Consider the following 13086-nt stretch of genomic DNA (forward strand, 5'->3'; position numbering starts at 1 on the left):
GAGGTGAACGCAGTGTAGCGGCGCGTGGGTGTGTAATAAATGTTACAACCTTTGATTCTCGTCAATCCCGTGTCGCTCTAAAGCGGGTAGGGTTGCGCCTTGCCCGAAGGGGCGCCCCGTGAGAGGGCCGGCCAGCCTGGGGTAGACGACAAGCGCAGCAAGGACAGGAGCTATGACAGATAAGACACCGCAAGAAGCCTCCCCGCAAGACGTCGCCGCGACGCCACGCAAACGCGCTGGTGCATCGGCCGGGGCGGCCAAGCGCACGGTAGCCACCGGCCGGCCACCGCGCGTCCGCCGTGCGCCAGAGGCCGGCGCATCGGCCGCGCCGTCGGCAGGATCTGCCTCGGGGCAGGCGGCCGTACCTTCTGCTGCGCGGGCGGCCAAGCGATCGGCAGTGCGGTCGGCGAAACCCCCGGCCGGGCAATCCGCAAAGTCCTCGACCGGGCAGTCCGCCAACTCATCGAGCGGACAATCCACGCAGCCCTCGACTGGGCAATCGGCCAATCCTGCGAGCGGGCAATCCGCCAAGCCCTCCTTTGGTTCTTCGGCCCAGCCGTCCTCGTCTGCGCAAACGATCACCCCGCCCACCGAGCGTGCCGTGCTGGCGCGCAAGAAGGTGCTGGCGCGTGAAGATGCCGCGCGCCAGGAAGCGGTTTCGGTGCTGGCCGACATTGCGCGGCGCTACAACGTGGTGCCGCAGGCGCAGGCCCACGAGGCGTTGCGCTCGGTCATTGAAGCGTTGTCGCCGGACGACGCGCGCGCGGTGCATCGCGCGCTGGTGGAGGCCAACACCCAGGCGCCCGCCGCCAGCCGCAATCCGGACGAGGAACTGGCCACTGCCTGGCGCGAAGGCATTTATCCTTACCGCAACCGCATGCTGCGTCGCAATTACGAAAAGCAGAAGTACCAGCTGCAAGTGGAACTGCTGAAGCTGCAAGCCTGGGTCAAGGCCACCGGCCAGCGCGTGGTGATCCTGTTCGAGGGGCGCGACGCGGCGGGCAAGGGCGGCACCATCAAGCGCATGATGGAACACCTGAACCCTCGTGGCGCGCGCGTGGTGGCGTTGGAAAAACCGTCCGATACGGAAAAGGGCCAGTGGTATTTCCAGCGCTACGTGCAGCATCTGCCCACGGCCGGCGAGATCGTGATGTTCGATCGCTCCTGGTACAACCGCGCTGGCGTCGAGCGCGTGATGGGCTTTTGCACGCAGCAGGAATATCTGGACTTCCTGCGTCAGGTGCCGGACTTTGAACGCCATCTGGTGTCCAGCGGCATTCATCTGGTGAAGTTCTGGTTCTCGGTCAGCCAAGAGGAACAGCGCCGCCGGTTCCTGCAACGCAAGGTGCATCCGCTCAAGCAATGGAAGCTGAGTCCGGTGGACCTGGCCTCGCTGGACAAGTGGGACGACTACACGCGCGCCAAAGAAGCGATGTTCGCGCATACCGATACGGCGGATGCGCCGTGGATCGTGGTGAAGTCGGACTGCAAGAAGCGCGCGCGCCTGAACGCCATGCGCTATGTGCTGACCCGCCTGCCATACGAAGGCAAAAGCGCCGAACCCGGCATGGCGCTGGACCCGCTGATCGTCGGTCGCGCGCTATAGGCGTTCAGGCCCCGAGCGCCTTCAGGTTCAACGTGTGGCTGTGCCCGATCCACACTGCGCAATCACGATGGTCGCGCAGTGAATCACCGGTGTTCGGATGCATGAAAACATCCAGCGCGCCGTGGTTCAGCGTGAGCCAGGTGGCGATCTCGGCAAACTGCGCCGGGGCGAACGCAATCTGATAGCTCCATTGCGGATGCGGGCCAACGGGGCGCTCATGGAAGCGCCCCATTTCCATCTTGCCGTCGAACCGGGCCACGACGCGCTCGCGCAATGCGAAGGCGGCGTCGCGGCTGGCCGCGTCGAAGTACACGTGGGCGTGCCAGCTGGCCACGCCGCTTACTGCCAGATCATTCATGTTCGTCTCTGTGGTGTTCAGCCGCCCGCGCGCTTGGCGCGATGGCCGCTGCTTGTCAGCGCGTCGATGATGCGCTCGCAGTGATCGCCTTGCACTTCGATCACCCCGTCCTTGACCGTGCCGCCCGAGCCGCAAGCGGTGCGTAATTGCTTGCCCAGCACGGCAAGCGCCATGGGATCCAATGCCAGGCCGCGCACCACCGTCACGCTCTTGCCGCCCCGGCCCTTGGTCTCGCGCGAGACGCGGGCCACGCCGTCGCCCGTCGGGGCAGCCCGCGTGGCGGACTGGCATTGGCATTGCGCCAGCGGCTGGCGGCATTGCGGGCACATGCGGCCGCTTTCCGTGGAATAGACGAGTCCGCCCGTCGATGCGCGCTTCATGACTTGCCTCGCATCTGATCGATCAGGCGGCGGTCGCGCTTGGTGGGCCGGCCGGTTTCGATGCCCAGGGCGGGCTCCGGCGCCAGACGTCGCATTTCCGCAGCGCGTTCTCGCGCGGCGATGCTGTCGGGCGTTTCCTCATACAGCAGGCGCGCCACGGGCGCGGGGCCACGCACCCCGCTGACCGCAACGACCCGCACCTGTAGCGCGGGATCTTCCTTGCGGATCGTGATGTGGTCGCCGGCCGCGACCTCGCGCGACGGCTTGGCGGCCTGGTCGTTCACGAAGACACGGCCTTTGCCGATCTCTTGCACGGCCAGGCTGCGCGTCTTGTAAAAGCGCGCCGCCCATAACCATTTGTCGAGTCGAATCCTGTCCATCTTGCTGTTCTCTGCGATGTGCTCTTGCCAAGCCGCCATCATAGCGCCGGGGCGCGGGCGCAAAAAAAGCGCCCGTTGGGGGCGCTTCAGATCCAGCGGGAACTCAGGCGGGAACTCGGGCGGTGACTCAGGCGAGCCATCGGCCCGCCCGCATCAATCCAGTTTCAGATTCGCTTCTTTGACCACGCGCTGCCATTTGGCGATTTCGGCGCGACGGAACGTGTCCAGCTCGGCCGGCGTCGACCCGATCGTTTCGGCGCCGATCCCCGCCAGTTGTTCGGCAATGGCAGGGTCGCGCAGCACCTTGGCCAGCGCTTGCGACACCTGGTCCACGATGGCCGGCGGCGTGCCGGCGGGGGCGAACACCGCATTCCATTCATACGTCTCGTAGCCCGGCACGCCGGATTCCGCGATGGTGGGCAGATCGGGCGCCGTCTTGGAGCGCTCCAACCCGCCGACCGCCACCGCGCGCAGCTTGCCGTTCTTCACGTGCTGCCAGGCCGAGCCCATGCTGGCGAACATGACCGGGACCTGCCCCGACATCACGTCGATCATGGCCGGGCCGCCGCCTTTGTAGGCCACGTGTTGCAGGTGCGTCTTGGCCAGCAGGTTGAACAATTCGCCGGCCAGATGCTGGGCCGAGCCCGGGCCCGCCGACGCGAAATAGACCGGATCCTTTGCCTTGCCCAGCTTGATCAGGTCCGCCACCGACTTCACTTCATAGGACGGCGTGACGACCAGCACGTTGGGCACGCGCAGCAATAGCGAGACGGGCGCGAATGCGGTCAGCGTGTCGAACTGCATCTTGGAATGCAGCGCGGGATTCTGCGCGTGGTTGGAAGCGTCCAGCATCAGCGTGTAGCCATCGGGCTGCGCCTTGGCCACCATCGCGCCGCCGATCATGCCGCCGGCGCCGCCCCGGTTTTCAATGACGACCGGCTGGCCCAGCTCGGCGGCCAGCTTCGGGCCGATCAGCCGGGCGACGACGTCCACGGTGCCGCCAGGCGGATAGGTCACCACCAGCGTCACGGGGCGTTCCGGGTAGGCGGCGTGGGCCGTGGCGGCCGCGCCCACCAGCAGGCCGGCGGCGGCCAGCATGCCGCTGCAACGCGTCAGGCGCTTGATAAATGAGGTCATGGTTTGTCTCCTTGGATTTGGAATTGGAATAGGTGCAACGGCGTGTCGGCGAGCACGCAGCGCCGTTCGGTGGGATCGTCGATCCAGGCGTCCAGCCACTGCGTCGCCGCCGTGTAGGACGCCACGTGCCGATGTTCGGTATGAGGCCAATCGCTGCCCCACATCAGGCGCTGGGCGGTGTACGCCCGCACCAGCAGCGCAGCGGCCTGGCGGCCGGCGTCGTCTTCTTTGCCAGCCGGCCAGTTGCGGTAGGGAGCCGACAGCTTCACCCAGACCTGCCCGCTGTCCGCTTGTTGCAGCAGGTAGGCAAAGCCCGGATCCGTCACGCCCAGCGCGGGGTCGGGCCGGCCGAAGTGATCGACCACCACGCGGCAGCCGGCCGCCAGCAGCGCCGGCAATATCTCGGGCAGCCGCTGGGCCTGCGCATGCACTTCAACATGCCAGCCCCGCGCCGCGACGCGGGCGAGCAGGGCTTGCCAGTCGGGCGCGTGCAGGGGCGGCGTGGGCAAGCCGATCAGATTGAGCCGGATGCCCACCACGCCGGCATCGGCCAGCGTCTGCAATTGCGCATCGCTGATGGCAGTGTCCACCACGGCCACGCCGCGCAGCCGATCCGGCGCGGCACGCAACGCTTGCACGAGGTGGCTGTTGTCGGTGCCCAGGAAGCTGGGCTGCACCAGCACGCCGTGGCTCATGCCATGCGCGTCCAGCAGCGTCAGATACTCGGTGAGCGTGGCGTCGTAATCGGGGGTGTGGCGCCGCGTGTCGGCAAGCGCGAGGTCCTGCCGGAACACGTGCGCGTGGGTGTCGACGGCGACGCCGGAAGGGTGCGGGGGCAATGCGGTCTCCTGTCTTGTGCGCGGGCGTTACCGCGCGCTGTTCTATGAGCCGGATTCTAGGCAGGAGAGGTATAGTTTTCCATTCTGTAAAACTGCTTTTTATATATCGGATCAATATGGAAACCCGGCACCTGCGATATTTCCTGGCGGTGGTGGACCACGGCAGCGTCAGCCGCGCCTCGGAGTGGCTGGGCATCGCGCAGCCTGCCTTGAGTCAGGCGCTGGGCCGCATGGAAAAGGACCTGGGCGTGCGCCTCTTCGAGCGCTCGCGCCAAGGGGCCGCGCCCACGCCGGCGGCGCTGGCCATATTGGAAGACGTGCGCATCAGCGTGGCGCGTATCGACGCAGCGGCGCACCGCGCGCGCGAGATCGGGCGCGGTAGCGCGGGGCAATTGACGGTGGGGCTGGTGTCGTCGGCGCTGTTCGACACGCTGCCTCGCGCGCTGCGCGAAATGCGTCGGCAGGCGCCCGGCGTGCGCGTGATCCTGCGCGAAATGAGCAACGCCGAGCAGGCCGATGCGCTGCAAACCGGCGAAATCGATATCGGCCTGATGCACACGCCCGTCGCCGTCGGCGGCCACATGCGCGAACGGCAGCTGCTGCGCGATCGGCTGGTCGCGGCCGTGCCCGACGAGTTCGACGTGGCGGCCGATGGCACGGTGTCGATGGCGCAGATCGCGCAGGCCGGCCTGGTGATGTATCCGCAGGCGCAATTGCCGGCCTTCCATGCCGGCATCATGGACGCCATGCGCAAGGGCGGCCACGCCGTCCAGGTGGCGCAGGAAGCCAATCGTACGCTGACCGTCCTGTCCTGCGTGGCGGGCGGATGCGGCGTGGCGCTGCTGCCCAGTTGGATCCGCACGATGAATTTCGGCGGCGTGCGCTTTTGCGAAGTCCGCGACGGGCAGGCGCTGCCCAGCTTCGACCTGAGCGCGATCTGGCCGGCTAGATCCGTACCGACCTTGGCCGATGTGTTTGCGAATCTGGATCTGGGGGCGCGCTGATGGGTCTTGCCGTCTGGATTTGGGGGGGCGCTGAATGTCATGGCCACTCTGATGAGGGCAGGCGCTGCAAGTGTCCTCCAATCCAGTCCTAGGCAGCGTCAATTTCCTGCTCCAATCTGCCAGCCCGCGCGCTGCCGGTTCTCGCCACGTCAGATCCCGACGCCCGCCAACCATTCACGCCAAAGCGCCTGGATGCCGGCGAAATCCATCCCCGCTTTCAATGTGCCTTCAGTTACCCAGCCAGAACGCTTAAGCGACGCTTAAAGCGGCATTTTTCGCGGAACCCCGCGCATCGGCCCCGTCTAACCAGAAACGGTTTTGATGGGGATGCGCGAATGGATCTGAACTGGCAACAGCAACTGATGGAAAGCGCGATCTGGCTGGCGCGCGCCTTTGGCATCACCGCCGTCGCGCTGGGCGTGGCGGCGTTCGCGCTGGCGCGCACCACGGAATGGGGGCGCAAATTCTGGCGTCTGGCCTGGCCATACCTGACGCCACGGCGCAGTTGGCGTCCGCTGCTGATGCTGGCGCTGCTGCTGTTGCTGGCGATGGCCGCCGTGCGCATGACCGTGCTGTTTTCGTTCTGGTACAACGGCTTCTACAGCGCGCTCCAGGCGCTGGACCAAACCGCATTCTGGCGCTTTCTAGGCATCTTTTCGGTATTGGCCTGTGTGCACGTCGTGCGCACGCTAGCCGATAGCTACGCCGGCCAGGCCTTCGACATCCATTGGCGCGTCTGGCTCAACGACCGCCTGACGCGCGACTGGCTGGGCGCGGGCGCGTACTACCGTGGCCACTTCGTTGACGAACCCGTCGACAACCCCGACCAACGCATCGAGCAGGACATCGCCATGTTCGTGACCGGTTCGCGCACGCTGGCCATCGGCGCGTTGAGCGCGATGGTGTCCTTGGTGGCGTTCACCGGCATCCTGTGGGGTCTGTCCGGGCCGTTGGTCGTGGCCGGCGTGGAAGTCCCGCGCGCGATGGTGTTCATCGTGTTCCTGTACGTGATCGTCGCCACCTGGTTCGCGTTCAAGATCGGACGGCCGCTGATCCGCCTGAATTTCCTGTCCGAGCGCCTGACCGCGAATTTCCGTTATGCGCTTGTGCGGCTGCGTGAGAACGCCGAGAACGTGGCGTTCTATCAGGGCGAAGCGGTTGAACGCGCGACCTTGTGGGGCCGCTTTACGGCGTACATCGCCAACCTTTGGGCGCGTGTGTACCGGGGCCTGAAGTTCGACGGCTTCAACCTGTCGGTCAGTCAGGTGGCCGTGGTGTTTCCCTTCATCTTGCAGGCGCCGCGCTTTTTCAGCGGGGCGATCAAGCTGGGGGATGTGATCCAGACTTCGCAGGCATTCGGTCAGGTGCAGGATGCGCTGTCGTTCTTCCGCACGTCCTACGACACCTTCGCGCAATATCGCGCCACGCTGGACCGGCTCAATGGGTTTCTGGATGCCAACGAAGCGGCGCGCGCGCTGCCGTCGGTGCACACCGAGCCCTTGCCCGATGGCCTTGACATCGACGGCGTGACGATCAGGCGGCCGGATGGCGACGTGTTGCTGCGCGACCTGAACCTGCGGTTGCGCCCCGGCCAGACCTTGTTGATCAAGGGGCCGTCGGGCAGCGGCAAGACGACGCTGCTGCGCGCGCTGGCCGGCTTGTGGCCCTATGCGCAAGGCCAGGTGCGCCGGCCGCAAGGGGCCTCGGCCTTGTTCCTGTCACAACGGCCGTACCTGCCGCTGGGGGACCTGCGCAGTGCGCTGGCCTACCCTGGGCAGGCGCAGCCGCAGGATGACGCGCGGCTGGTCGACGCGTTGCGTCAGGTCAACCTGGGCCATCTGAGCCAACGACTGGACGAGGTGACGGACTGGTCGCGCATCCTGTCCATTGGCGAACAGCAGCGCGTGGCTTTTGCACGCGTGCTGTTCAACCGGCCCGCCATCGTGTTCCTGGACGAAGCGACGTCGGCGACCGACGAAGGCCTTGAGCACATGCTGTACAGCCTGCTGCGCAGCGCGCTGCCCGACTGCATGCTGGTCAGCGTGGGCCATCGCAGCACGCTGGATCCGTTCCACACGCACCGCCTGTATCTGGACGGCGCGGGTGGCTGGACGATGGGTGCGGCGGATCCGGCGCCGGGCGCGGCGGCACTGCGCGAAGCCGCGTGATGCTTGAGGTCCGGCGTGTTGCACGCTGGTGAGCATGATTGATTCGCTCTGGTCCCGACGCGCAGCAGGCCGGCAAGCTTGCGTGACTCGTTGAGGACCCGCTGCGCAGCACACCTATCAGCCTGCGTTTCTGACTCAGGTTCCCACGCGCAGCGGCCCGGTCAGCTTGCGTAACGCGGCGATGACGCTCTGCGCGGTGATGCGCCCCGTCTTGGGGTTGGCCGACGGGATGTTCTGGATTTCCATCGAGAACGTGGCGGCGTCGGACACGACTTCGACGCGGTGCACATTGCGCTCCAGCGTGGGATCTGCCCAGATTTCCAGCGTGGTGCGATCCGGACCGATGCCCGCCAGCGACACGCTGACCGCCACGTTCAGGTTGGCCGGAAAACCCGTTGCGGCTTCGCGCGGCGAGCCCCGGAAAATCAGGCGCGGTTCGGTGACGTTGTCCAGGTTGATGTTGTTGTCGGTCAGGTACGGCGCGCCGAGCAGGCCGCGCGGCGGCTTGCGGGTGATCATCGTGACCGAATGAATGACGCCTTCGGCGGCGGCGGTGATGGCGTCAAGCCCCAGAATGGCGCCCGAGGGCACGAGAATCTGGCCGCGATGCTCGCGCGCGACGTCGATCAGGTCTTCGTTGGCCAGCAGGGCGCCGGAACTGAGCACCACCAGTTTCTTGCCCGCGCGCAGCACGGGCTGGGCCAGTTGACGGAACACCGCGGCCGGCGCGCATTCCACCACCACGTCGCAATGCTCGTGCAGCGCGTCCAGCGTGGTGAAGGCAGGCGCTTGCCCTGTCCAGGCGAAGTCGGGCGCGGCCTTGGGGTCGCGAACGGCGACGGCGGTCAGGGTCAGGCCGGGCAGCCCGGCATCCAGGGATTGCGCCACGGCCTGGCCGATGGCGCCGAAGCCGGCGATGCCGACGCGGTAGCTGTTCATGGAGAATCCGGAAGGTAGGGCTGCGGCGAACCGCAAGCTGGACAAAAGACAACGCCATCGATAACGACGGCGTCAGGTTGCCGGCCACTGTATCCAGCGGCCGGCCGGGCGTCAATGCGCAATAGCCGCAGTGTGGTCAGCCGCCTTGCTGTGCGCGCGCCATGTAATCGACGGTCAGATTCGACAACGCGCGCACGCCGTTGATCAAGCCCGATTCATCCACGTAAAAGCGCGGGGAATGGTTGGGCGCGGCCTTGTCCACGTCGGTGCCCTTGGGCGTCACGCCCAGGTAGAAGAACATGCCCGGCACCTTTTCCTGATAGAAGGAAAAGTCCTCCGAGGCGGTGGACTTGGGTTGCAGGCCATAGTTGCCTTCGCCCGCCACGCGCCGCAGGGTCGACCCCATTTTCTCGGTCAGGGCGGGGGTTGTTGACGGTGGCGTTGTAGAGCTCCACTACCCGCACGTCGGCCTTGGCGCCCGCGCTTTGCGCGATCATGTCGGCCGTGCGCGTGATGCGCTGGTGGATGTCCTTCTTCATGCCCTCGTCATAGGTGCGGATGGTGCCCGTCATGGCAACGCTGTCCGGCACGATGTTCATGCGGTTGCCGCCGTGGATCGCGCCTACCGTGATGACCGCCGGCTCCAGCATGCTGTTGATCTGGCGGCTGGCGATGGTTTGCAGGCCAAGAATGATCTGCGAGCTGACGACGATCGGGTCGATGCCAGACCAGGGGCGCGCGCCGTGCGTCTGCTTACCCGTGACGTCGATCCAGAACTGGTCGGCCGCCGCCATGGCCGGCCCGCTGCGCCACGACAGCCAGCCTGCCGGATACGCGCTGGATACGTGCAGGCCGAAGATGGCGTCCACCTTGGGATTGTCCAGCACGCCTTCCTGCACCATCATCTTGGCGCCCCAGATCTTCTTGCCGTCGGGCTCGAAGTCGGCGGGGCTTTCCTCGGCGGGCTGGAAGATGAATTTCACGCTGCCGGGCAATTCGTCTTTCATGCCGGCCAGCACTTCGGCCGTGGCCATCAGGATGGCGGTGTGGGTGTCGTGCCCGCAGGCGTGCATCACGTCAACTTCCTTGCCCAGGTACGTGCCCTTGGCCTTCGAGGCAAAGGGCACGTCCACCTGTTCCTTCACGGGCAGCGCGTCCATGTCGGCGCGCAGCGCGACCACCGGGCCGGGCTTGCCGCCCTTGAGCACGGCGACAACGCCCGTGCCCGCCACACCGGTCTTGACGTCCATGCCTAGCGCGCGCAGATGATCGGCGACCAGCTTGGCGGTGCGCGTTTCCTGGTTGCCAAGTTCAGGGTGCTGATGGATGTCGCGGCGCCAGGCGATGAGCTTGTCTTCGATGGCGCGCGCACGCGTGTCGATCTGTTCGGACAGCGCGGCATTCGGCGCGGGCGTCAGCGGACCTTGTGTGCCGGGGGCGCTTTGCGCGAAGGCCGCGCCACCCATCAAGAGGTGAGCGGCCAGCGCCAGCGGCGCCAGCCGGAATCGCATATTGCGAGACTGCATGGTGTTCTCCTCGTGGTTGTTAACCTGTTATTGGGTGAGGATCTTACCCAAGCGCCACGCGGCCGGCGGGTTTGTTACGGATGCTTAAATTCCGCCGGTTTTGATTCCGAGCGATGGAATTTTGCTACTGCAATTTAATGCCCAGTTCCTTGATCAGAGGCGCCATCTCGGCGCGGTCGGCCTTGATGGTGGCGGCCAGTTCTTCGGGCGTGCTGCCGATGGGAATCATGCCCAGCGTCTGCATCTGCTCGCGCATCGCCGGCTCTTGCAGGATGTCCTTGACCGACTTCTGGATCAGCGCCACACGCTCGGCGGGCACGCCCGCGGGCGCCATCAGTCCGATCCAGGGTTGCGGGGAATAATCCAGGCCGGATTCCTTCAACGTGGGCGTGTCGGGCAGGCCGCCAAAGCGGTCCGGGCTGGTGATGGCCAGCGCGCGCAAGCGGCCACTGTCGATCAGGCCCTTGGAGCTGGACGGCGCATCCAGGCCCACATCCAATTGCCCGCCGATCAAATCGTTCTGCGTCTTGCCCGACGAGGACGACGGCACGTACAACGCGCGGATGCCCGCGCGCCGCGCCGTCTGTTCCCAGACCAGATGAAAGGCGGTGCCAATTGAAAACGAGCCCACACTGAGGCTGCGCGTCTTGCTCTCGCGCACGAAGTCGTCCCAGGTCTTGATGGGGCTGTCCTTGGGCACGATGAAGATGAATGGCGTGCGCGCCACCAGCGAGATCGGCTGCAAGTCCTTTTGCGTGTCAAAGGGCAGGCTGTCGACCGCGAACGGCACGATGGTCACGGACGACGCCACCACCATGCCCAGCGTATAGCCATCGGGCGCAGACTTGACCAGCGCACCGGTGCTGATGATGCCGGACGCGCCGGGCCGGTTCTCGACGACCACCGGCTGGCCCCAAGCGGCGCCGAGCTTGCTGGCCAGCACGCGCAGCATCACGTCGACCGGGCCGCCGGGCGGATTGGACACGATGATCTTCACGGGCTTTTCGGGATAGGCGGCATGCGCGGCCACGGGTGCAAGCAGCGCCATGGTGAGCGCCAGCGAGATTGTCTTGAACATGGTGTTCCCCTTGTGTTGTTGGTGTGTGCAGGATGTTCAGATGCGGAATGTGCGACGCAGAAGCAGATGCACGATGCAGATGTGCGATCCGGAATGCAGAATGCGGAATTCGTCCTTCACGCGAACACGTGCAGATGCGGCGCCATCGGCCAGCCCGGCGCTTCGCCCCGGATGAAGGCGATCCACGCCTGCTGCGTTGCTTCGGCCAATCGCTGCGCGTGGGACGGAGCTAATCCGGCAAGCATCGGCGCATCGCCGAAGGCGGCAACCGTGTCGAACACGAAAGGCAGTTCGATGCAGTGGCAGGCCTTGAAGCGCGCGGATGGCGCAACGTCGAAACGGGCAAGCCACGCCTGCCGGCCTTGTGCGACAGCGGCTTGCGCCCAGGCGCGGGACGGAGCGCCAAAGACTTGATCGCCGATGGGGTCTTCCTGCACGGGGTCGTGTTGGTCGTTGGCGCTTGTCTTGCCGTTGGGTTCGGTCTTGCCGCTGGCTTCGGGCTTCGCGTTCGTCTCGTTCGTTGCGTGCATTCCATTCGTCGCGTTCGTCCCATTCGCCGCACTGCTCGCGCCCGTCGGTGCCTCCCCACCCATCCCCTCCCGCGCCTGGACCAACTGCCCCGGAAAGGCGGCCATCTCGTTGCGCGTGTACGCCACCAGCACGTCGGCACTCGCGGCCGCCCGACCTAACGCGGGCTCGATGTCTTCAGGCAGGACCTGTCCGTCCAGCACCGGGCAGAACTGGCTGCGGGTGCTGCCCTCGGCGCGCAAGACCTCGGCCATCGCAGGCGCTTGCTGCGCCGCCAGCAACGCAGACACGGGTAGCTCGCGCGCGGCATCCAACGATTCGACGCCTGCCGCTTGGAGAAAGGCCTGTCCCAATGCCTGCGCCTGCGCCGCCGACCGGAAGCCCCGGCCCAGCGCGGCGCTTTGCAGGATGGCGCGCGCAAAGCGTGGCTTGCGGGCTAGCATTGCGCAGATCGAGGACGCCCCGGCCGACTGGCCCATCACCGTCAAGCGTTCGGGGTCGCCACCGAGTTCCAGGATGTTGTCCAACACCCAGTCGATGGCAGCCTCCTGATCCAGCAGGCCCACGTTCGCGGTCTGGCCCGGCACATACAGCCAGCCCAGCGCGGCCAGGCGGTAATTGACTGCCACCACCACCAGGTCCCCGCGAGCCGCCAGCGCCGCGCCGTCGTACCAATCCAGCGCGCCGCCGCCGCTTTGCCAGGCGCCGCCATGCAGCCACACCACGACCGGTCGCCGCGCCCTGTCCACGGCCGGCGTCCATACCGTCAGGTGCAGGCAGTCTTCTGACTGGGGATCGCTGAAGTCTCCCATGGCGTCGCGCAAGCGCGATGGCAACTGCGGCGCCACCGGCCCGCGTCGCGTAGCGTCGAAAACCCCTTGCCATGTCGCGGGCTGGGGCGGCGCGAAGCGCAGATGGCCGACGGGCGGCCGCGCATAGGGAATAGCGTTGAAGCGGCACACGCCGCCTTGCTCTTCGATGCCGGTCAGTGTGCCCGCAGGCAGCACAGCCTGGACGGTTCGATTCATATCAGCCCCTTTGCATGGTTGTTGCGTATCGACACCCGCCAAGACGCGGGCAGCGCATGCCTATGGTAGGGACCAAACCGATGTGGCAGCCATGCCGGTTTCGAGCAAAGCCATG

The 13086-nt window shown here is 66.3% G+C and carries 11 protein-coding genes and 1 pseudogene; 3 read left to right on the forward strand and 9 right to left on the reverse strand.

Annotation, left to right across the window (positions count from 1 at the left end):
• Nucleotides 1-577 precede the first annotated feature (577 nt).
• Nucleotides 578-1606, forward strand: coding sequence for a polyphosphate kinase 2 (ppk2, locus tag API01S_RS01700; protein WP_244976752.1), 1029 nt, complete (start codon nt 578-580; stop codon nt 1604-1606).
• A gap of 4 nt (nt 1607-1610) precedes the next feature.
• Here the strand turns inward: ppk2 and API01S_RS01705 are convergent, their stop codons facing one another.
• The 5 genes from API01S_RS01705 to API01S_RS01725 all read right to left on the reverse strand — a co-directional run bounded on the left by API01S_RS01705 (nt 1611) and on the right by API01S_RS01725 (nt 4700).
• Nucleotides 1611-1964, reverse strand: coding sequence for a DOPA 4,5-dioxygenase family protein (locus API01S_RS01705; RefSeq protein ID WP_061302834.1), 354 nt, complete (start codon nt 1962-1964; stop codon nt 1611-1613).
• 17 nt (nt 1965-1981) lie between these two features.
• Nucleotides 1982-2344, reverse strand: a complete 363-nt coding sequence (locus API01S_RS01710; protein ID WP_006220412.1) for a translation initiation factor Sui1 — start codon at nt 2342-2344, stop codon at nt 1982-1984.
• Nucleotides 2341-2724 carry an RNA-binding S4 domain-containing protein gene (locus API01S_RS01715; RefSeq protein WP_039884321.1) on the reverse strand — a complete coding sequence of 128 codons (384 nt, stop codon included), beginning with the start codon at nt 2722-2724 and terminating at the stop codon, nt 2341-2343. Before API01S_RS01715 ends, API01S_RS01710 begins: the two co-directional genes overlap by 4 nt.
• A 153-nt stretch (nt 2725-2877) precedes the next feature.
• A complete protein-coding gene (locus API01S_RS01720; protein WP_061302836.1) occupies nt 2878-3861 on the reverse strand; it encodes a tripartite tricarboxylate transporter substrate binding protein in 984 nt (327 codons plus the stop codon).
• On the reverse strand, nt 3858-4700 hold the full coding sequence (locus API01S_RS01725; protein ID WP_061302838.1) for an amidohydrolase family protein: 843 nt from the start codon (nt 4698-4700) through the stop codon (nt 3858-3860). Before API01S_RS01725 ends, API01S_RS01720 begins: the two co-directional genes overlap by 4 nt.
• Nucleotides 4701-4816: 116 nt before the next feature.
• Here API01S_RS01725 and API01S_RS01730 point away from each other — a divergent pair, with 116 nt between their 5' ends.
• Both API01S_RS01730 and API01S_RS01735 read left to right on the forward strand, forming a co-directional pair.
• Complete coding sequence (locus tag API01S_RS01730; protein WP_061302840.1) at nt 4817-5704, forward strand: LysR family transcriptional regulator; 888 nt, start codon at nt 4817-4819, stop codon at nt 5702-5704.
• Nucleotides 5705-6039: 335 nt separating this feature from the next.
• Nucleotides 6040-7872, forward strand: a complete 1833-nt coding sequence (locus API01S_RS01735; RefSeq protein WP_061302843.1) for an ABC transporter ATP-binding protein/permease — start codon at nt 6040-6042, stop codon at nt 7870-7872.
• A gap of 135 nt (nt 7873-8007) precedes the next feature.
• Here the strand turns inward: API01S_RS01735 and API01S_RS01740 are convergent, their stop codons facing one another.
• From API01S_RS01740 to API01S_RS01755, 4 genes and pseudogenes are all read right to left on the reverse strand, one after another.
• On the reverse strand, nt 8008-8811 hold the full coding sequence (locus tag API01S_RS01740; RefSeq protein ID WP_061302846.1) for an aspartate dehydrogenase: 804 nt from the start codon (nt 8809-8811) through the stop codon (nt 8008-8010).
• A 136-nt stretch (nt 8812-8947) separates the two neighbouring features.
• Nucleotides 8948-10337, reverse strand: a pseudogene (locus API01S_RS01745) (amidohydrolase).
• Between the two features lie 124 nt (nt 10338-10461).
• Nucleotides 10462-11415: a Bug family tripartite tricarboxylate transporter substrate binding protein gene (locus tag API01S_RS01750; RefSeq protein ID WP_061302848.1), complete on the reverse strand. Its 954-nt coding sequence runs from the start codon at nt 11413-11415 to the stop codon at nt 10462-10464.
• 116 nt (nt 11416-11531) lie between these two features.
• Nucleotides 11532-12971, reverse strand: coding sequence for a carboxylesterase family protein (locus tag API01S_RS01755; RefSeq protein ID WP_061302850.1), 1440 nt, complete (start codon nt 12969-12971; stop codon nt 11532-11534).
• Nucleotides 12972-13086: the final 115 nt, after the last annotated feature.

Source organism: Achromobacter piechaudii NBRC 102461 (genome assembly GCF_001571245.1).
Classification (GTDB): Bacteria; Pseudomonadota; Gammaproteobacteria; order Burkholderiales; family Burkholderiaceae_B; genus Achromobacter; species Achromobacter piechaudii.

What these genes read in the sequence shown, in the direction of transcription:
- API01S_RS01735 (WP_061302843.1), top strand. Translation starts at nt 6,040, where the DNA reads ATGGATCTGAACTGGCAACAGCAACTGATGGAAAGCGCGATCTGGCTG.
- API01S_RS01740 (WP_061302846.1), bottom strand. Translation starts at nt 8,811, where the DNA reads ATGAACAGCTACCGCGTCGGCATCGCCGGCTTCGGCGCCATCGGCCAG.
- API01S_RS01755 (WP_061302850.1), bottom strand. Translation starts at nt 12,971, where the DNA reads ATGAATCGAACCGTCCAGGCTGTGCTGCCTGCGGGCACACTGACCGGC.
- API01S_RS01710 (WP_006220412.1), bottom strand. Translation starts at nt 2,344, where the DNA reads ATGAAGCGCGCATCGACGGGCGGACTCGTCTATTCCACGGAAAGCGGC.
- API01S_RS01750 (WP_061302848.1), bottom strand. Translation starts at nt 11,415, where the DNA reads ATGTTCAAGACAATCTCGCTGGCGCTCACCATGGCGCTGCTTGCACCC.
- API01S_RS01705 (WP_061302834.1), bottom strand. Translation starts at nt 1,964, where the DNA reads ATGAATGATCTGGCAGTAAGCGGCGTGGCCAGCTGGCACGCCCACGTG.
- API01S_RS01730 (WP_061302840.1), top strand. Translation starts at nt 4,817, where the DNA reads ATGGAAACCCGGCACCTGCGATATTTCCTGGCGGTGGTGGACCACGGC.
- API01S_RS01715 (WP_039884321.1), bottom strand. Translation starts at nt 2,724, where the DNA reads ATGGACAGGATTCGACTCGACAAATGGTTATGGGCGGCGCGCTTTTAC.
- API01S_RS01720 (WP_061302836.1), bottom strand. Translation starts at nt 3,861, where the DNA reads ATGACCTCATTTATCAAGCGCCTGACGCGTTGCAGCGGCATGCTGGCC.